This window comes from Paracoccus liaowanqingii, assembly GCF_004683865.2.
In the GTDB taxonomy this organism is placed as follows: Bacteria; Pseudomonadota; Alphaproteobacteria; order Rhodobacterales; family Rhodobacteraceae; genus Paracoccus; species Paracoccus liaowanqingii.
Map to the genome: position 1 here is coordinate 297,432 of NZ_CP038439.1, position 19,730 is coordinate 317,161.

Here is a 19,730-nt window from a genome sequence, read left to right on the forward strand (position 1 = left end):
GCCCAGATGACGACCTAGGAGGGCGAGATGGCCGATTTGCTGGATCAGCGGAAATTCTACATCGACGGCGCGTGGGTCGCGCCTGCCGGGACGCGCGACCTGGAGGTGATCGATCCCTCGACCGAGGAACCGGTGGCGGTGATCTCGCTTGGCGATCAGGCTGATACGGATGCTGCGGTGGCGGCGGCCAAGCGGGCCTTCCCGGCCTGGGCCGCGACGCCCCCCGCCGAGCGGCTGGCGGTGGTCGAGAGGATCCTGTCGGTCTATGAGCGGCGCATGCTCGATCTGGCCCGCGCCATGAGCCTGGAGATGGGCGCGCCGCAGGACATGGCGCTGGAGGATCAGGCCGAGGCCGGGGCCTGGCACACCCGCAACTTCATCGCGGCGTTCCGGAACTTCGAGTTCATCCGCCCCCTGGGCGATCACGCCCCCACCACCATGATCGCATGGGAGCCGGTGGGCGTGGTGGGCCTGATCACGCCCTGGAACTGGCCGATGAACCAGGTGACGCTGAAGGTGATCCCGGCGCTGCTGGCGGGCGATACCTGCGTGCTGAAACCCTCCGAGATCGCGCCCCTGTCCTCGATGGTCTTCGCCGAGATCCTGGACGAGGCCGGGGTGCCGGCGGGGGTCTTCAACCTGGTCAATGGCGACGGGCCGGGCGTGGGCAGCCAGATGTCGGTGCATCCCGATGTCGAGATGATCAGCTTCACCGGCTCCAGCCGCGCGGGCATCGCGATCAGCAAGGCGGCCGCCGACAGCCTGAAGAAGGTCTGCCTGGAGCTGGGCGGCAAGGGCGCCAACCTGGTTTTTGCCGATGCCGACGAGAAGGCGGTGGTGCGCGGGGCGCGGCATTGCTTCTACAACAGCGGCCAGTCCTGCAACGCGCCGACGCGGATGCTGGTCGAACGCTCGGCCTATGAGCGGGCGGTCGAGGTGGCGGCCAGGGTGGCGCAGGAGACGGCGGTGGCCAGCGCCCATGGTCCGGGCCGGCATATCGGGCCGGTCGTGTCCAAGGCCCAGTGGGAGAAGATCCAGGGGCTGATCCAGGCGGGCATCGACGAGGGCGCGCGGCTGGTCGCGGGCGGCACCGGCCTGCCCGAGGGCGTGAACCGGGGCTATTTCGTGCGGCCCACGGTCTTTGCCGACGTGACCAACGACATGACCATCGCGCAGCAGGAGGTCTTCGGCCCGGTGCTGGCGATCATCCCCTTCGACAGCGAGGACGAGGCGGTGGCCATCGCCAACGACACGCCCTACGGGCTGACGAACTATGTCCAGTCGCAGGACGGCGCGCGGCGCAACCGCCTGGCCCGGCAGCTGCAGGCGGGCATGGTCGAGATGAACGGCGAGTCGCGCGGCGCCGGGGCGCCCTTCGGCGGGGTCAAGAAATCCGGCCGGGCGCGCGAGGGCGGCGTGATGGGGCTGGAGGAGTTCATGGACAGCAAGGCCATCAGCGGATGGGATCGCGGGGCCTGAGATCCTGCCTGCCCCTGGGGGCAGGCGGCAGTCGGGGGGACGTCACGTCCCCCCGGACCCCCCTGCGGGATATTTGAGGACCGAAGCTGGCAAGGCCCGGGGGTCATCCGGCGCGATGTTGCGGCGGGGCGACGGGCCCGCGCGGAAGGCGGCCCCCTCGATGGGGGGCGGCTTTCGCCGCTGTCGCCCGGAAGGCTTTGGGGGTGCGGGGGGGTCAGGTGATCTCGGCCAGGAAGATGTAGCCGGCGCCGTAGATCGTCTTGATCAGGCGGGGGTTCTTGGGATCCTCGCCCAGTTTCGTGCGCAGGCGCGAGATGCGCACATCCATCGCGCGGTCGAAGCTGTCGCCCGCCGTGCCGCCCAGGGTCTCCAGCATCTGGGCGCGGGTGATCAGGCGGCGGGGGTTGTCGGTGAAGAGGCGCAGCACCTCGGCCTCGGCGTGGCTGAGGGGAGTTTCCGTCCCGTCGGGGGCGGTCAGCAGGTAGCGGTCGAAATCGGCGCTCCACCCGGCGAAGCGCAGGGTCCGGGGGCGGCTGGCCGCGCCTTGGGCCGGGCGGCGCAGGCGGGCGCGGATGCGGGCCACGACCTCGGCGGGCTCGAAGGGCTTGGTGATGTAGTCGTCGGCGCCCAGCTCCAGCCCCGTCACCCGGTCCTGCACCTGCGCGCGGCCCGAGACGATGATGATCACCGCGCCGGATTCGGAGGCCAGCCGGTGGACCAGCGCCAGCCCGTCTCGGTCGGGCAGGCCCAGGTCGATCAGGCAGGCATCCGGGGTGATGCGGCGCAGGGCGGCCTCGAATTCCGTGGCGCGGGCGAAGGACTGGGTGCGGAACCCCGCCTGTTCCAGCGCGTGGGACAGCAGGCGGCGGATCTGGGGCTCGTCGTCCAGGATGGCGATCAGAGGGGCATCGGTCATGCGGGATCCTTGGGGGGCGCCAGAGCCGTGGCCAGAACGGCGGCGAGGCGACCTTGGGTGAAGGGCTTGGTCAGCACCGGGCCGGGCGCGCGGGCGCGCAGCGGGTGGCCCTGCGGCAGCGAGGTCATCAGGATCAGCGGCACCGGACCCGAGGGCACGGCATCGGCCAGATCCGGGCCCAGCCCGTCGCCCAGCTGGATGTCGGACAGGATCAGTCCCAGCCCCGGCAGGTCGGTCAGGGCGCGGGCCTCGGTCAGGCTGGCGGCCTCGATCACCGCATGGCCCAGACCCGTCAGCTGGTCGCGGACCTGCGCGCGGATCAGATCGTCATCCTCGACCAGCAGCACCATCCGGCGCGCGACCGGGCGCCAGGGCAGGCGCAGCACCACCTGCGCGCCGCGCGGGCCGTTGGACAGGCGCAGCGTGCCGCCGACCATCTTGGTCTGGTCATAGACCATCGACAGCCCCAGGCCCGAGCCCTGGCCCTTCTTGGTGGTGAAGAAGGGCTCGGTCGCGCGGGACAGGGCCTCGGGCGTGAAGCCGGGGCCGGTATCGCCGACGGTCAGCTCCAGCCAGTCGCCGTTGCGGCGCGCCTTCAGCGTGATGCGGCCGGGCGGGGTGATCGCGGCATTGGCGTTCAGGACCAGGTTCAGCAGCGAATCCTGCAGCGCGCCCGGGTCCAGCAGCAGCTGCCCCGGCGGCAGGGCCACCGCCAGGTCCAGCCGCGTGCCCTCGGCCAGCGAGGGGCGCGACAGGGTGGCCAGATCGGCCAGCAGGGCGGGCAGGTCCACCGGCTCCAGCGCCGGGTCGCGCGCGCCGGTGATCCGCGCCAGCCGGTCCAGCAGCGCGGCGCCGCGCCGGGCGGCGGCCAGCGTCGCCTGCACGTCCTCGGCGGCCTCGGGGGGCAGGTCGCGGGCGGCCAGCCGTCCCTGCAGGCCGAGGATGATCGTCAGCAGGTTGCCGAAATCATGCGCCATCCCCGAGGTCAGCCTTGCGGCCAGATTGCGGCGTGCGGCATGGGCCAGGGCCTCGCGCGACTGCACCTCGGCGCTGACATCGGTGGACAGGATGTAGACGCCCTGGCCGTCGCGGTCGGGCGTCAGAGCGATGCGGATGCGCCGGCCCGAGGTCGGGTGTGTGATCTCGAACACCTGCGGATCGCCCGCCAGCGCGCGCTCCATATAGGGGCGCAGGGTGCGGGCGGTGGCCGCGCCCAGGGCCTGTTCCAGCGTCAGGCCGACGATGTCGCCGGCCGCGCCCGGAAAGATCACCGGCAGGCGGCGGTTCGAGAAGGTATAGCGGTACTGCGCATCCATATGGGCGATATGGGCGGGCACCATCTCGGTCACCTGCCGGGTGCGGGCCTCGGTCCGGGTCAGGATGCGCTGCGCCTCGGAGAGGGCGGCGTTGGTGGCGGCCAGCTTGCGGTTGGCGGCGGCCAGGCGTTCGGCGTTCAGCAGCACCTGCTGGGACAGCGCGTCCGAGCGGGCGCGCAGCAGCGCCTCCTGCCGCTTGATGTCGGTGATGTCGGTGTAGACGGTGACCCAGCCCCCCTGCGACAGAGGCGCGCCCTCGACCGCGACCCACCGGCCATCGGCCCGCTCGCGTTCGAAGTAATGGGGCTGGAAGGTGCGGGCCTGCGCCACGCGGAAGGCGACCGCCGCCTCGGGGTCGTCCTGCGTGCCGTATTCGCCGCGCAGGACCAGATAGCGGATGGTGTCGTCGAAGCTGGTGCCGGGCCGGGTCAGCGCGTCGGGCAGGTCGAACATCGCCTGATACTGCCGGTTCGACAGGGCCAGCCGCAGGTCGGCGTCGAAGATCGACAGCGCCTGACCGATCAGGTTCAGCCCCGACCGGGTCAGGTCGGCGCGGATCTCGGCCCGGGTGACGGGATCGGCCTCGGGCTGGTGCATGGGTGGTCCTCCGGGTCTCAGCAGTAGCATCGGGGACGATCTGCGCAAGCGCCGTAACATTTTGTTGGATTCGGGCAAAACTGGCGCAAGGATTGGCGCCAATGGTGAAGCGGTCACCGGGGCGGAGGAGGTCCCGGCTGATCACGCGCCTTGGGGCCTTCGGGGACCGGGCGCGTCGGGAGGAGAGGGAAGATGACGCAGCCAACGACGCCCCCGGGCGATCTGCGATCCGTGCCTGCGCTGCTGGCGCGCAACGTGGCGCGGTTCGGCGGCAGGCCCGCCTATCGCGAGAAGGAATACGGGATCTGGCAAAGCTGGACCTGGGCCGAGGCCGCCGACGAGATCCGGGCGCTGGCCATGGGGCTGATGGCGCAGGGGCTGGGGCCGGGCGACCATCTGGCGATCATCGGGCGCAACCGTCCGGCGCATTACTGGGCGATGATCGCCGCGCAGATGTGCGGCGCGATCCCGGTGCCGCTGTATCAGGACGCCGTCGCCGCCGAGATGGCCTATGTGCTGGAGCATTGCGGCGCCCGCTTCGTCATCTGCGGCGATCAGGAGCAGGTCGACAAGGTCCGCGAGGTCGAGGAGACGACCGGGGCCGAGGCCCGCATCATCTATACCGACCCGCGCGGGCTGCGCAGCTATGACGCCGCGCGCATGGCCTCGCTGGCCGAGGTGCAGGCGCAGGGCCGCGCCGGGGCGGGCCAGCTTGGCCCCCGGCTGGATGCCATAGTGGCGGGCCTGGATTACGACAGCACCTGCGTGATGCTGTACACCAGCGGCACCACGGGCAAGCCCAAGGGCGTCGTGCTGTCCAACCGCAACATCATCGAGACGGCGAAGAACACCGCCCAGTTCGACCACCTGACCGAGGCCGAAGAGATCGTGGCCTATCTGCCGATGGCCTGGGTCGGCGATTTCATCTTCTCGGTGGGGCAGGCGATGTGGTCGGGCTTCACCGTCAACTGCCCCGAGGGTGCGCATACGATGATGACCGACATGCGCGAGATCGGGCCCACCTATTTCTTCGCCCCGCCCCGCGTCTTCGAGGGGCAGCTGACATCCGTGATGATCCGCATGGAGGATGCCGGGCGCCTCAAGCGCTGGCTGTTCCGGCGCGGCATGGCGGTCGCGCATCGCGCGGGCCCGGCGCTGCTGGACGGCAAGCCCGTGGGGATGGCCGACCGGCTGGCCTATGCCTTCGGCAAGCTGTTCGTCTTCGGCCCGCTGAAGAACACCCTGGGCCTCAGCCGCGTGCGTGTGGGCTATACGGCGGGCGAGGCGATCGGGCCCGAGATCTTCGACTTCTACCGGTCGCTCGGGATCAACCTCAAGCAGCTCTACGGCCAGACCGAGGCCTCGGTCTTCATCACCCAGCAGCCCGACGGGCAGGTGCGCTCGGACACGGTGGGCGTGCCCAGCCCCGGGGTCGAGGTCCGCATCGGCGAGAACGGCGAGGTCTATTACCGCAGCCCCGGCACCTTCGTCGAATACTACAAGAACGCTGACAGCACCGCCTCCACCAAGGATGCCGAGGGCTGGGTGGCCACGGGCGACGCGGGCTTCTTCGAGCCCGAGACGGGCCATCTGCGCATCATCGACCGCGCCAAGGACGTGGGCAAGATGGCCGACGGGTCGATGTTCGCGCCCAAATATGTCGAGAACAAGCTGAAGTTCTATCCCAACATCCTGGAGGCCGTGGTGCTGGGCAATGGCCGCGACTTCTGCACCGCGATGATCAACATCGACCTGACGGCCGTGGGCAACTGGGCCGAGCGCAACAACATCGCCTATGGCAGCTATCAGGAGCTGGCGGGCCACCCTCAGGTCTACGCCCAGATCCGCGACCATGTGGAGGCGGTGAATGCCTCGGTCGCCGAGGATCCGATGCTGTCGGGCTGCCAGATCCACCGCTTCCTGGTGCTGCACAAGGAGCTGGACCCCGACGACGGAGAGATGACGCGCACCCGCAAGGTCCGCCGCGCCGTCATCGGCGAGAAGTTCCACGATCTGGTGGCGGCGCTCTATGACGGCGCCTCCAGCATCCACACCCGGACCGAGGTGACCTACGAGGACGGCCGCAAGGGCCATATCAGCGCGACCCTGCGGATCGAGGACGTGCGCGTCTTCGGCGATGCGGGCGCCCGGAAGGCGGCGGCGGAATGATGATGCAGGACAACCTGGCAGCTGGCGCGCGGCAGATCGGCCCCGTGGTGATGGAGCTGAAGAACATCACCCTGCGCTTCGGCGGCGTGGTGGCGATCAAGGACATCAGCTTCGACATCCGGCAGGGCGAGATCCGCGCGATCATCGGCCCGAACGGCGCGGGCAAGTCCTCGATGCTGAACGTCATCTCGGGCTTCTATCACCCGCAGGAGGGCGAGGTGATCTTCAAGGGCGCCCCGCGCGGCCCGATGAAGCCCTTCCAGGTGGCGCGTCTCGGCATCGCCCGCACCTTCCAGAACATCGCCCTGTTCGAGGGGATGACGGTGCTGGACAACATCATGACCGGCCGGCTGAACCGCATGAAGGCGGGGTTCCTGTCCCAGGCCCTGTGGTGGGGCAGGGCCGAGCGCGAGGAGACCGAGAACCGCGCCGCCGTCGAGCGCATCATCGACTTTCTGGAAATCCAGAACATCCGCAAGACCCCGGTCGGGCGCCTGCCCTACGGCCTGAAGAAGCGGGTCGAGCTGGCCCGGGCCCTGGCCGCCGAGCCGCAGCTTCTGCTGCTGGACGAGCCGATGGCCGGCATGAATGTCGAGGAGAAGGAGGACATGTCCCGCTTCATCCTGGACGTGAACGACGAGTTCGGCACGACGATCTGCCTGATCGAGCATGACATGGGCGTGGTCATGGACCTCAGCGACCGGGTGGTGGTGATGGATTACGGCCGCAAGATCGGCGACGGCACCCCCGCCGAGGTGCGCGGCAACCAGGCGGTGATCGACGCCTATCTGGGGGTGGCCCATGATTGATCGCGATCTTTGGGAGGGCCGCTGATGGACCAGTTTGTCTTTGCCGCCGAGGTGGTGCTGAACGGGCTGATGACGGGCGTGATGTATGCGCTGGTGGCCTTGGGCTTCGTGCTGATCTTCAAGGCCTCGGGCGTGTTCAACTATGCCCAGGGGGTGCTGGCGCTGTTCGCGGCGATGACGCTGGTGTCGATCCAGAACGGCCAGGTGCCCTTCGCCCATCTGATCAACGCGGCGCTCGGCACGCAGATCCACCATTTCGGCTGGACGGTGCCCGCGGCCCTGGCCATCGCGCTGACCGCGCTGGTGATGGTGGGCCTGGCCTTCCTGATCGAGAAGTTGGTGCTGCAGCATCTGGTGGGACAGGAGCCGATCATCCTCTTCATGGCGACCATCGGGCTGGCCTATTTCCTGGAGGGCTTGGGCGACGTGATGTGGGGCGCCGACATCAAGACGCTGGACGTGGGCCTGCCGCAGGGCATCTCGGACGGGATCGAGGCGGCGACGGCCCAGTGGTTCGGCTACGGCTTCTTCATCGACCGGCTGGACCTGTGGGCCACGCTGATCGCGGTGGTGCTGGTCGCGGCGCTGGTGGCCTTCGCGCAATACACCAAGCAGGGCCGCGCGATGCGGGCGGTGGCCGACGACCATCAGGCGGCGCTGTCGGTCGGCATCTCGCTGCGCTTCATCTGGGTGATGGTCTGGTCGATCGCGGGCTTCGTGGCGCTGGTCGCGGGCATCATGTGGGGCACGAAGTCGGGGGTGCAGTTCAGCCTGTCGCTCATCGCGCTCAAGGCGCTGCCGGTCCTGATGCTGGGCGGCTTCACCTCGATCCCCGGCGCCATCGTCGGCGGGCTGATCATCGGCGTGGGCGAGAAGCTGTTCGAATTCACCATCGGCCCCATGGTCGGCGGCGCGACCGAGACCTGGTTCGCCTATGTCCTGGCCCTGATCTTCCTCGTCTTCCGGCCCCAGGGCCTGTTCGGCGAACGCATCATCGAGAGGGTCTGACGATGGATGGCATGAATGCCTCCGGCGGGGATATTTCAGCCAAGATGAACACGGCTGGTCTTCATCTTGGCACAAATATCCCGGGGGTGCGGGGGCTGGCCCCCGCTGCGACGGCACGGAAGGGAGAGACGCGATGATCTATCGTGAGGCGGGCGATTTCAAGACCAGCTACCGCGCGGACGGCCAGACCTTTCCGATCCGGCTGGAACGGTGGGGCTATTACACGGTGCTGGCGGTGGCCTTCGGGATCATTCCCTTCGTCATCAACGACTACTGGGCCAATGCGGTGCTGGTGCCCTTCCTGATCTATGCGATCGCGGCCCTGGGGCTGAACATCCTGACCGGCTATGCGGGGCAGGTCAGCCTGGGGACCGGGGGCTTCATGGCGGTGGGTGCCTATGCGGTCTACAAGCTGATGACCTCGTTTCCCGGTGTCAGCATCCTGATCCACATCCTGCTGGCCGGGGGGATCACGGCGGGGGTGGGGGTGCTGTTCGGCCTGCCCAGCCTGCGCATCAAGGGGTTCTACCTGGCGGTGGCGACGCTGGCGGCGCAGTTCTTCCTGGTCTGGCTCTTCAACAAGGTGCCGTGGTTCTACAACTATTCCGCCTCGGGCCAGATCACCGCGCCCACGCGCGAGATCCTGGGCTTTGCCGTCACCGGCCCCACGACCAGCGCGCCGGCCAAGTATCTGGTCTGCCTGGTCCTGGCCTTCCTTCTGGCTTGGGTGGCGCGCAACCTGACGCGCGGCTCGATCGGGCGCAAGTGGATGGCGATCCGCGATATGGACATCGCCGCCGAGATCATCGGCGTCGACCCCCTGCGCGCCAAACTTTCGGCCTTCGCGGTCAGCAGCTTCTTCATCGGGATCGCGGGGGCGCTTCTGTTCGCGGTCTATCTGGGGGCGGCCGAGGTGGGCGAGGCCTTTGGCATCAACAAGAGCTTCCTCGTCCTCTTCATGATCATCATCGGGGGCCTCGGCAGCATCTTCGGCAGCTTCGCGGGCGCGGCCTTCATGGTCCTGCTGCCGGTGCTGCTCAAGAACGTGCTGGTCGGCAACCTCGGCTGGCCCACCGATTTGGCCGCCCATATCGAGCTGATGATCGTGGGCGCGCTGATCGTGACCTTCCTGATCGTCGAGCCGCACGGGCTGGCCCGCCTGTGGCGCCTGACCAAGGAAAAACTGCGGCTGTGGCCGTTCCCGCACTGAGTTCACGGCCCCGACCCGGGCAACCGGCACATCATCTCTGGGAGGAGACCCTGCAATGAAACTGACTTTCCCCGCCCTCGTCGCCGCCGCCGTCATGGCCGCGGGTCCGGTTCTGGCCGATCTGGTCGTGCCGAACCTCAGCTATCGGACCGGGCCCTACGGCGCCAACGGCACGCAATATGCCGACGGGTTCAACGACTACTTCACGCTGCTCAATGAACGCGACGGCGGCATCGGCGGGCAGATCGTGCAGGTCCCCGAATGCGAGACGGCCTACAACACCGAGAAGGGCGTCGAGTGCTACGAGGCGACCAAGGACACCGGCGCGCTGATCTACAATCCGCTGTCCACCGGCATCACCTATCAGCTGATCCCCAAGGTCGCGGTGGACAAGAAGGTGCTCTACACGCCGGGCTACGGGCGGACCTCGGCCAAGAACGGGCGGGTCTTCGAATGGGTCTTCAACGCGCCCGCGAACTACTGGGACGGGGCCTCGGTCGCGGTCAAGTACCTGCTGGACCAGAACGAGGGCAGCCTGGAGGGCAAGACCATCGCGCTGGTCTATCACAACAGCGCCTATGGCAAGGAGCCGATCCGCACCCTGCAGGAGCTGGGCGAGAAGCACGGCTTCTCGCTGACCGAGCTGCCCGTCGAGGCGCCGGGCCAGGAGCAGAAGAGCCAATGGCTGCAGATCCGCCGCGAGCAGCCCGATTACGTCATCATGTATGGCTGGGGCGTGATGAACCAGGTCGCCATCCAGGAGGCCGCCAACATCCGCTTCCCGATGGAGAACTTCATCGGCATCTGGTGGGCCGGATCGGAGATCGACGTGCAGCCCGCGGGGGCGGCGGCGGACGGCTACAAGTCGCTGACCTTCAACGGCGTGGGCATGGACTATCCGCTCTATGACGACCTGCAGACGCATGTGATCGATCCGGGCAAGGCCAGCCAGGGCGGGCAGCATGTGGGCTCGGCCGTCTATTCGCGGGGCATGTACGCCGCCGTGGTCATCGCCGAGGCGATCCGCACCGCTCAGGAGATGTCCGGCACCGACGAGATCACCCCCGAGCAGCTGCGCGACGGGTTCGAGAACCTGTCGATCACGCCCGAGCGGCTGGAAGAGATCGGCCTGCCCGATTTCGGCCCCGAGATCGCGATGAGCTGCGAGAACCACGGCGGCAGCGGCATGGCCCGCCTGCAGCAATGGGACGCCACCGCCGGCCAGTGGAACCTGATCACCGAGTTCACCGAGCCCGATCAGGAGGTGCTGAGCGCACTGATCGAGGAGGACAGCGCCGCCTATGCCGCCGAGGCCGGGATCACTCCGCGCGACTGCTGACATCCTGTCCCGGCGGCACCACCCGTCGCCGGGACCCACCCGCCACAGGGGGCCGCCCATGTTCGATGCCGAGACCAAAGAGACGCTGCTGGACGTCAACAATATCGAGGTGATCTACAACCATGTCATCCTGGTCCTGAAGGGCGTCAGCCTGACCGTGCCCAAGGGCGGCATCACCGCGCTGCTGGGCGGCAACGGGGCGGGCAAGACGACGACGCTGAAGGCGATCTCGAACCTGCTGGCGTCCGAACGGGGCGAGGTGACCAAGGGGGCGATCACCTATCAGGGCCAAGACATCACCGCGCTGGATCCGGCGGCGCTGGTGCGCCGCGGCGTCATCCAGGTGATGGAGGGTCGGCACTGCTTCGAGCATCTGACGGTCGAGGAGAACCTCTTGACCGGCGCCTATACCCGCCGCGACGGCACGGCCGCGATCAAGCGCGACCTGGAGATGGTCTACGACTATTTCCCGCGCCTGCGCGAGCGGCGGAAGAGCCAGGCGGGCTATACCTCGGGCGGCGAGCAGCAGATGACCGCGATGGGCCGCGCGCTGATGAGCCGGCCGCAGATGATCCTGCTGGACGAGCCGTCGATGGGGCTGGCCCCGCAGCTGGTCGAACAGATCTTCCAGATCGTGAAAGCCGTGAACGAGGGCGAGGGCGTGACCTTCCTCTTGGCCGAGCAGAACACCAACGTCGCCCTGCGCTTTGCCCATCAGGGCTATATCCTGGAAAACGGTCGCGTGGTGATGGAGGGGCCCGCCGCCCAGCTGCGCGAGAACCCCGACGTCAAGGAATTCTACCTGGGCATGTCGGATGCGGGCCGCAAATCCTTTCGCGACGTGCGCAGCTATCGCCGCCGCAAGCGCTGGCTGGCCTGAGGGGGCGATCATGACATTCTATGACGATCTGGAAACCCGCGAGGCGGCGGACCGCGACGAGGCGCTGGCGCGCGCCCTGCCTCTGGCCATCGCCCGCGCCCGGACGGCGCCTGCGCTGGCGCGGCTTCTGCGCGACGTGGACCCCGAGGCGGTGACCGACCGCGCCGCGCTGGCCCGGCTGCCGGTGATCCGCAAGGCCGAGCTGTCCGAGGCGCAGGCCAAGCACCCTCCCTTCGGCGGCTTCACCACCCGCCGCGCCGCCGAGTTCGACCACATCTTCCAGAGCCCCGGCCCGATCTACGAGCCCGGGCGGCGCGAGGGCGACTGGTGGCGGTTGGGGCGGTTCCTGCACGCCTCGGGCGTGGGGCGCGGGGACATCGTGCAGAACTGCTTCGGCTATCACCTGACGCCCGCGGGGATGATGTTCGAATCCGGTGCGCGGGCCGTCGATGCCGCCGTGCTGCCCGCGGGCACGGGCCAGACCGACCTGCAGGTGCGCGCGGCCGCCGATATCGGCTCGACCTGCTATGCGGGCACGCCCGATTTCCTCAAGGTGATCCTGGACCGGGCCGACCAGATGGGCGTGGCGCTGGCCTTCACCCGCGCCGTGGTGGGCGGCGGCGCGCTGTTTCCCTCGCTGCGCCAGCTTTACGCTGACCGGGGGATCGTGACGCGGCAATGCTATGCCACCGCCGATCTGGGCAACATCGCCTACGAATCCGAGGCGGTCGAGGGGATGATCGTCGACGAGGGCGTCATCGTCGAGATCGTGCGCCCCGGCACCGGCGATCCGGTGCCCGAGGGCGAGGTGGGCGAGGTGCTGGTGACCACGCTGAACCCCGACTATCCGCTGGTGCGCTTTGCCACGGGCGACCTGTCCGCCGTGCTGGCGGGCACCAGTCCTTGTGGCCGCACGAACATGCGCATCAAGGGATGGATGGGCCGCGCCGACCAGACGACCAAGATCAAGGGCATGTTCGTGCGCCCCGAGCAGGTCGCGGCACTGGTCGCGCGCCATCCCGACATCGCCCGCGCCCGCGTCATCGCCGACCGGCAGGGCGAGATGGACGTGATGACCGTCCAGCTGGAGACCGCGGGGCAGGGGGGCGACTACGCCGCCTCGGTCCTCGACACGCTGAAGCTGCGCGGCGACGTGGTGCTGGTGGCGCCCGGCAGCCTGCCCAATGACGGCAAGGTCATCGAGGACCGCCGCAGCTATGACTGAGGACCGAATGCCGGGCATTTGACCCGTTAACTTGTTTGAAACCTTCGTTGAGCCGAGATTGACGACAGACCGGAACAAGGGGTGTCTGAGATGGCCGCGACCAAGGGACTGAACAAGCCGATGATCATCATCCGGCGGACCGAGGCGTCCGGCGAGGGCGGGCATCACGGCGGGGCCTGGAAGGTCGCCTATGCGGATTTCGTGACCGCGATGATGGCCTTCTTCCTGATGATGTGGCTGCTGAGCGCCACGACCGAGGAACAGCGCCACGGGCTGGCCGACTATTTCGCGCCGACCATCGTCCAGACCCCCTCGGCCGAGCAGAGCGGCGCGGGCGACGGCCCGGACGAGGGCGTGCGCCACGCGATCGAGGCGCCGCTGCCCGACAGCGACAGCGCCGGCGATTTCGACGAGGTCGCCCAGGCCGTGCAGGACAGCCTGACCGGGACGGGGGGCGAATCGGCACAGCTGACCAACCTGCTGCAGCATGTCGTCACCCGCATGACCGACGAGGGGCTGGTGATCGAGCTGAGCGATCTGACCGCCGCACCGCTCTTCGTCGAGGATACCGCCCAGCCCCAGCCCGCGCTGGCCGACCTGATGGGCATCATCGCCCGCGTGACCCATCACGTGCGCAACGATGTAGCCATCTCGGGCCATGTGCGCGCCTATCCCGAGACGCTGGTCGCCTCGCCGGTCTGGCCGCTGTCGGATGCCCGCGCCCATGCCGTGCGCAACCTGCTGGAGGCCGAGGGCTTCGATGCCGCCCGCATCCAGCGCGTGTCGGGCTATGCCGACCGCAAGAACCGCCGGGGCAACCCGATGGACCCGCAGAACAACCGGATCGAGCTGATTCTGCTGCGCTAGGACGGGCGGGTTAGCCTTATCTTAAAGGTTGTCGGCCAAGGTGACGGACAAGAGCGCAACATGAAGGGTGTCGTCCATGTCCATCTCCTCTGCGATGAATGCCGGTGTCGCCGGGCTGTCGGCCAATTCCTCGCGGCTCGGCACGATCTCGGACAATATCGCGAACGCCTCGACCTTCGGCTACAAGCGCGCCGAGGCCGAGTTTGAGACGATGATCGTGGGCCAGGGCCGCGGGCTGTACACGGCCGGCGGCGTGCGCACCTCGACGCAGCGGGTGGTGACCCAGGACGGGGCGGTCGTGACCACCTCCCATCCGCTGGACCTGGCGATGACCGGGCGGGGCATGCTGCCGGTGACCAGCCTGATGGACGTCAAGAACGGCGTCGAGCCGACGCTGCTGATGACGCGCACCGGATCCTTCCGCCCCGACGCTGACGGGATCCTGCGCACCTCGGGCGGGCTGGTGCTGATGGGCTGGCCCACCGCGGCGGATGGCACCATCCCGCTGGTGCCGCGCGACACGCCCGCCGCCCTGCGCCCCATCGTGATCGAATCGAACCGCCCGGTCGGCGACCCCACGACCCGGGTCGAGATCGGGGCGAACCTGCCCGCGACCGAGACCGCGCCCACCGGCAGCGGCGATGCGGTGCCGGTGCAGGTGCAGTATTTCGGCAATCTGGGCACGCTCGAATCGCTCAACATCAGCTTCAACCCCGAACAGACCAACCCTGTGGGGCTGTCCAACAGCTGGCTGGTCGAGGTGCGCGACAGCGCCTCGGCGGACGCGATGGTGTCCAGCTTCCGGGTGACCTTCGACGACACCCAGGCCCTGGGCGGCACCATCGCCGGGGTCGCCGCGCTGACAGGCGAACCCTATGACGCGGCCAGCGGCACCATCACGCTGGATGTGGGCGGCGGCGAGATCGAGCTGTTCGTCGGCGTGCCGGGCGGGGCCACCGGGCTGAAGCAGCTGGCCGCGCCCTTCTCGCCCTCCAGCATCATTCGCAACGGCGCCCCGGCGGGCCAGCTGGTCACGGTCGAGATCGACGGCCAGGGCCAGGTGAACGCCACCTATGACACGGGCTTCATCAAGACGCTCTACCGCATCCCGGTCGTCGACGTGTCCAATCCCAACGGCCTCGAGGCGATCGAGGGCCAGGCCTTCAAGCCGTCGCGCGAATCGGGCAGCTTCTTCCTGTGGGATGCCGGCAGCGGCCCCACGGGCGAGATCGCGGGCTATTCCCGCGAGGCCTCCACCACAGACATCGCGCAGGAGCTGACCCATCTGATCACCACGCAGCGGGCCTATTCGTCCAATGCCAAGATCATCCAGACGGTCGACGAGATGCTGCAGGAAACCACCAACATCAAGCGCTGAACCGCATCCCCCGAAGCCCGCCTGAAGGAGGCCGGACATGAGCATTGCCAAGGCGATATCGAACGCCATGTCGGGCCTGGGCGCGACCGCGCGGGGGACCGAGACGGTGGCCTCGAACCTCGCCAATGCCATGACGCCGGGCTATGCCCGGCGCGACACGGTCGTGGTTGCCAATGCCTTGGGCGGCGGGGTCCGGGTCGACGGGATCGCCCGAATCGTCAATGCCAGCCTGGTGTCGGAATCGCGGCTTGCCACGGCGGCGGTGGGCGATGCCGGGACGCGCGCCGCCTTCCACGAGCGGATGGAAGAGGTCGTGGGCCTGCCCGGCGGGGCACTGGCGCTGTCGACCGCGCTCACCGACCTGCAGACCGCGCTCAGCTCCGCCGCCACCCGCCCGGATGACGAGATCCGCCTGGCCCAGGTCGTCGGCGCCGCCGACCGGCTGGCCACGCGGCTGAACGACGCATCAAAGGCGGTCGAGGCCACGCGCAGCACCGCGCAACGCGCGATCGTGGCGGATGTGGCGGTGATGAACCAGTCGCTCGGCCGGGTGGCGCAGCTGAACACGCGGATCTCGATCCTGGACGCGGACGGCAAGGACTCCACGCCCCTGATGGACGAACGCCAGCGCTTGATCGACCGCATCGCCAAAATCGTCCCCCTGCAGGAGGTCACGCGCGAGGCGGGCCGGGTCGCGCTGTTCACGACCGAGGGCGCGATGCTGCTGGATGGCAGCGTGCCTGCAAGGCTGGAATTCGCCGGCGCCGATCAGGTCGTCGCGGGGCAGGTCGTGGGCGCACCACTTGAGCTGCTGGCGCTGAACGGGACTGCCCTGACCGCCGGTCAGATGCGGCTGTTCGGCGGCGGCTCGCTGTCCGCGAACTTCAAGATCCGCGACGACCTTGCCCCCCGGATGCAGTCCGAACTGGACCATCTGGCCTTCGATCTGCATCAGCGGCTGGCCGATCCCCTTGTCGATCCCAGCCTGGGGGCGGGTGATGCCGGCCTGTTCACCGATGCCGGGATGCGGGCCGATGCCGCGGGCCTGGTCGGGCTGGCGGGCCGGATCGCCCTGAACGCGGCCGTCGATCCGGCAGAGGGTGGCCAGTCCTGGCGCCTGCGCGCCGGGCTGCAGGCCGCGGCGCCGGACCCGGTCGGCCAGTCGGCGATCCTGGTCGCGCTGGCCGAGGCGCTGGACGGAGCCCGCCCCGGGCAGCCGGGCAGCGGGTTCTCGGGCAGCACCAGCTTGTCCTCGCGCTTCGGGCTGATCGAATCGCAGGTCTCGTCGCGGCGGGTCGAGGCGCTGGCCGACATGGCCGTGCGCAGCAGCCGCCACTTGACCATCACCGCCAGCATGATGGCCGAGGGCGTGGACAGCGACGCCGAGATGCAGCGCCTGCTGCAATACGAACAATCCTATGCCGCCAATGCCCGCGTGCTGGTCGCCGTGGACGAAATGATCAACCAGATCCTGAGGATGTAGCCCGTGACCCTGAACAGTATCGGCGATCAAGCCCGCGCCTACGCGCTGCAGACCGCCTCGACCCGCACCAGGACGACGCTGGCGACGCTGACCGAGGAACTGGCGACCGGGCAGGTGGCCGATCTGGGCCAGCGCCTCGACGGCAATACCCGCGCCCTGAACGAGATCAAGAACCGGATCGCCATGACCCATCAGCTGTCCCAGAACGGGCGCGAGGCCGACATCCGCCTGCAGGCCGTGCAGGACATGTTCGAGGGCATCCGCGCGGAAACGAGGGACCTCGGGATCGCCCTGGCCACCGACCCCTTCCTGGGGGATCCGCTGCTGCCCGACACCCGCGCCTCCGACGTGGCGAACGCCCTGGACGCGGTGGTCCGGCGCCTGAACGGCATGAACAGCAGCCGCTATCTGATGGCTGGCGAGGCCGCCGACACGGTGCCCCTGTCCTCGCCCGCAGCTATGCTGGACAGGCTCGAGGTGCTGACCGCCGGCCTGACGACGGCGGCAGACGTCGCGCAGGTCATCTCGGACTGGTTCGATGCCCCGGCAGGCGCGGGCGGCTTTCTGGACGAGGCCTATCACGGAACCCTGGGGCCTGCGCAGCGCGTCGCGGTCAGCGACACCATCGCGGTCGAGATGGCCACGACGGCCGCCTCTCCCGCCATCCGCGATCTTCTCAAGGGGTTGGCCACGACCGCGATCGTCGCGCGGGGTGTGCTGGACGGGGCGCCCGACCAGCGCCGCCAGCTGCTGGCCATGGGAGGTAATGTGATGGTTTCGGCCGACACGGCCATGCTGGGCGAGATGGGCCGCGTCGGTCAGGCCCAGCAGACGGTCGAGCGGGCGTTGGTCGTCAACGGTGCCAGCCTGACCACGCTGGAGCGGGGGCGCGGCGACCTGCTGCGCGCCGATCCGATGGAAACCACCGCCGCATTGACCGAGGTCCAGTACCAGCTCGAGGCGATCTATGCCGTGACCGCGCGCCTGTCCAAGCTGCGGCTGACGGAGTTCCTGCGATGAGGGTGATGCTGGCTTTCGCCCTGTGGCTGGCCTTCGGCATCTCGGCCGGCGCGGTGCCGGTGCGCATCAAGGATCTGGCCGATTTCGATGGCGTCCGGGGCAACGATCTGGTGGGCTACGGCCTCGTGGTTGGCTTGGATGGTACCGGAGACGGCATGCGAAACGCTCCCTTCACCGAGGAAATGCTGGCCGGCCTGCTGGAACGCCTCGGGGTGAATGTCACCGACGATGCCCTGCGGTCCAAGAATGTGGCCGCGGTGATCGTCACGGCGGCGCTGCCGCCCTTCGCGCGGTCGGGCAGCCGGATCGGCGTGAATGTCTCGGCCATCGGGGATGCGCAAAGCCTGCTGGGCGGCACCTTGGTCATGACGCCCCTGAAAGCGGCGGACGGCAATATTTATGCGGTGGCGCAGGGGTCGATCATCGCGGGCGGTGCGGCCGCCCAAGGCGACGCCGCCCGCGTGGTCGAGGGCGTGCCCACCACCGGCACCATCCCCGTCGGCGCCCGGGTCGAACGCGAGGTGGAGTTCGACTTCGCCGGCATCGACAATATCCGGATCGCGCTGCGCAACGCGGATTTCACCACCGCGACGCGGGTCGAGGATGCGATCAATCGCGACTTCGACCGCCAGCTGGCCGTAACCCTGGACAGCGGCACGGTCGTGGTGAACTTTCGCGGCTTGGGCGACGTGAACCCCGCCCGCGTCGTGGGCCGGATTGAGAACCTGCTGATCGAGCCGGAGGATCGCGCCAAGGTCGTGATCGACCACAAGTCGGGCACCATTGTCGTCGGAGAGCGGGTGCGGATCTCTCGGGTCGCGGTGTCTCAGGGCAACCTGACCCTGCGGGTGGCCGAGGCGCCGGTGGTGGCCCAGCCCAATCCCTTTTCCGAGGGAGAGACGGTGACGGTGCCGCGCACCGATGTGGAACTGCGCCAGGAGCCGGGGATCGGTTTCGTCGAGGTGGCCGGGGAAACCAGCCTGAGCGATCTGGTCGAGGGGCTGAATGCCTTGGGGGTGCGGCCGCGCGACATGATCGACATCCTGAAATCGATCCATTCGGCCGGGGCGCTGCATGCGGACCTGATCGTCGAGTGACGGTCAGGCGCGCAGCGCGCCCGACACTGCCGACAGGGCCAGGGCCGCCGTTCCCGCCTTGGTCTGCCGATAGAAGCGCCCCTGCCGCATGGCTCTCAATGCCTGCGGCCCCGGGCATGTCAGCATGCGGTGGAGATGGTTCAGGCTGGCACGGCTGTCCGGGGGCAGGTCCAGAGGGGCCAGGCTGGCATGGTTGGCCTGCAGCCAGGTCCCGAAATCTCCGGCCAGCAGCTTGCGCAGACGGGCGGTCAGGGCGGGCAGGGTGTCGTTGCGTCCGACCTCGCTGCGGGGATGCTGACGATAGAGCAGCGCGGGTCGGGGGTCGTGGATCATCCTTGCGCCAAAGGCCGATGTCACCTGATAGGCCCACCAGTCATGGGCGACAACCTCGGCGCGCCGGGCATACGGCGCGGCCTGCCGCAACAGTTGGACAGCCGCCGGATTGTAGACCGAGGTATTGCCCGCCATGCAGGCCTGCACCACGGCATTGCGGAACCCCAGGGGGCGGTGAAAGTGGCGCGATCCGGCGATCGGACGCAGGGCGGCATCGGTGATGATCGTGCGGGCGGCATAATGCACCGGGCCACTCGTCGCCGCTAAGGCCTCGACAGCGCGGGACAGCTTGTCGGGATGCCACCGATCATCCTGATCGCAGAAGGCGGCCAGCGCCCTCGGGGGAACGTGGCTCAGCAGCGACAGGAAATTCTGCGTGGCGCCACGCCGGGGACCCTCGACCAAGGTGACGCGACCCGCTGCCCCGCCCGCGGCAAAGCGTTGCACGATCTCCAGCGTCCCGTCGGTCGAGCCGTCATCGGACACGACCAGCGACCACGCCTCATGGCTCTGGGCCGCGATGCTGTCCAGCTGCACCTGCAGATGTTGGGCGCCTTGATAGCTGGCCAGCAGGATCACGACATGGGGCTGCGGCATGACGGTC

General features: G+C 68.7%; 16 protein-coding genes. 13 read left to right on the top strand and 3 right to left on the bottom strand.

Going from position 1 to position 19,730, the window contains the following annotated elements:
• The first annotated feature begins 27 nt into the window (after window positions 1-27).
• Entirely contained in the window at window positions 28-1,479 is a 1,452-nt protein-coding gene (locus tag E4191_RS01375; RefSeq protein ID WP_135311815.1) for an aldehyde dehydrogenase family protein, read from the top strand.
• A gap of 214 nt (window positions 1,480-1,693) precedes the next feature.
• Here the strand turns inward: E4191_RS01375 and E4191_RS01380 are convergent, their stop codons facing one another.
• Both E4191_RS01380 and E4191_RS01385 read right to left on the bottom strand, forming a co-directional pair.
• Window positions 1,694-2,395 carry a response regulator transcription factor gene (locus E4191_RS01380; RefSeq protein ID WP_135311816.1) on the bottom strand — a complete coding sequence of 234 codons (702 nt, stop codon included), beginning with the start codon at window positions 2,393-2,395 and terminating at the stop codon, window positions 1,694-1,696.
• Window positions 2,392-4,308, bottom strand: coding sequence for a PAS-domain containing protein (locus tag E4191_RS01385; protein WP_135311817.1), 1,917 nt, complete (start codon window positions 4,306-4,308; stop codon window positions 2,392-2,394). The genes E4191_RS01380 and E4191_RS01385 overlap by 4 nt, the downstream gene beginning before the upstream one ends.
• Window positions 4,309-4,500: 192 nt before the next feature.
• Here E4191_RS01385 and E4191_RS01390 point away from each other — a divergent pair, with 192 nt between their 5' ends.
• The 12 genes from E4191_RS01390 to E4191_RS01445 all read left to right on the top strand — a co-directional run bounded on the left by E4191_RS01390 (window position 4,501) and on the right by E4191_RS01445 (window position 18,793).
• Window positions 4,501-6,477 carry an AMP-binding protein gene (locus E4191_RS01390; RefSeq protein WP_135311818.1) on the top strand — a complete coding sequence of 659 codons (1,977 nt, stop codon included), beginning with the start codon at window positions 4,501-4,503 and terminating at the stop codon, window positions 6,475-6,477.
• Window positions 6,474-7,286 carry an ABC transporter ATP-binding protein gene (locus E4191_RS01395; protein ID WP_135311819.1) on the top strand — a complete coding sequence of 271 codons (813 nt, stop codon included), beginning with the start codon at window positions 6,474-6,476 and terminating at the stop codon, window positions 7,284-7,286. Before E4191_RS01390 ends, E4191_RS01395 begins: the two co-directional genes overlap by 4 nt.
• A 21-nt stretch (window positions 7,287-7,307) precedes the next feature.
• Complete coding sequence (locus E4191_RS01400) at window positions 7,308-8,294, top strand: branched-chain amino acid ABC transporter permease (RefSeq protein WP_176562729.1); 987 nt, start codon at window positions 7,308-7,310, stop codon at window positions 8,292-8,294.
• A 133-nt stretch (window positions 8,295-8,427) separates the two neighbouring features.
• Window positions 8,428-9,504 carry a branched-chain amino acid ABC transporter permease gene (locus E4191_RS01405; protein ID WP_135311821.1) on the top strand — a complete coding sequence of 359 codons (1,077 nt, stop codon included), beginning with the start codon at window positions 8,428-8,430 and terminating at the stop codon, window positions 9,502-9,504.
• A gap of 55 nt (window positions 9,505-9,559) precedes the next feature.
• Entirely contained in the window at window positions 9,560-10,843 is a 1,284-nt protein-coding gene (locus E4191_RS01410) for an ABC transporter substrate-binding protein (protein WP_135311822.1), read from the top strand.
• Window positions 10,844-10,901: 58 nt separating this feature from the next.
• Entirely contained in the window at window positions 10,902-11,723 is an 822-nt protein-coding gene (locus E4191_RS01415; RefSeq protein WP_135311823.1) for an ABC transporter ATP-binding protein, read from the top strand.
• A 10-nt stretch (window positions 11,724-11,733) separates the two neighbouring features.
• Window positions 11,734-12,948 (top strand): phenylacetate--CoA ligase family protein, encoded by a 1,215-nt coding sequence (locus E4191_RS01420; RefSeq protein ID WP_135311824.1) that lies wholly within the window; start codon window positions 11,734-11,736, stop codon window positions 12,946-12,948.
• Window positions 12,949-13,038: 90 nt separating this feature from the next.
• On the top strand, window positions 13,039-13,815 hold the full coding sequence (locus E4191_RS01425; RefSeq protein WP_228461441.1) for a flagellar motor protein MotB: 777 nt from the start codon (window positions 13,039-13,041) through the stop codon (window positions 13,813-13,815).
• Window positions 13,816-13,891: 76 nt separating this feature from the next.
• On the top strand, window positions 13,892-15,193 hold the full coding sequence (locus tag E4191_RS01430) for a flagellar hook protein FlgE (protein ID WP_135311825.1): 1,302 nt from the start codon (window positions 13,892-13,894) through the stop codon (window positions 15,191-15,193).
• A 37-nt stretch (window positions 15,194-15,230) separates the two neighbouring features.
• A complete protein-coding gene (gene flgK, locus E4191_RS01435) occupies window positions 15,231-16,676 on the top strand; it encodes a flagellar hook-associated protein FlgK (protein ID WP_135311826.1) in 1,446 nt (481 codons plus the stop codon).
• Between the two features lie 3 nt (window positions 16,677-16,679).
• A complete protein-coding gene (locus E4191_RS01440; protein WP_135311827.1) occupies window positions 16,680-17,696 on the top strand; it encodes a hypothetical protein in 1,017 nt (338 codons plus the stop codon).
• On the top strand, window positions 17,693-18,793 hold the full coding sequence (locus E4191_RS01445) for a flagellar basal body P-ring protein FlgI (protein WP_135311828.1): 1,101 nt from the start codon (window positions 17,693-17,695) through the stop codon (window positions 18,791-18,793). Before E4191_RS01440 ends, E4191_RS01445 begins: the two co-directional genes overlap by 4 nt.
• A gap of 3 nt (window positions 18,794-18,796) precedes the next feature.
• Here the strand turns inward: E4191_RS01445 and E4191_RS01450 are convergent, their stop codons facing one another.
• The gene (locus E4191_RS01450) at window positions 18,797-19,723 is read right to left on the bottom strand and encodes a glycosyltransferase (protein WP_135311829.1); all 927 of its coding nucleotides are present in this window, start codon (window positions 19,721-19,723) and stop codon (window positions 18,797-18,799) included.
• Between the last annotated feature and the right edge of the window lie 7 nt (window positions 19,724-19,730).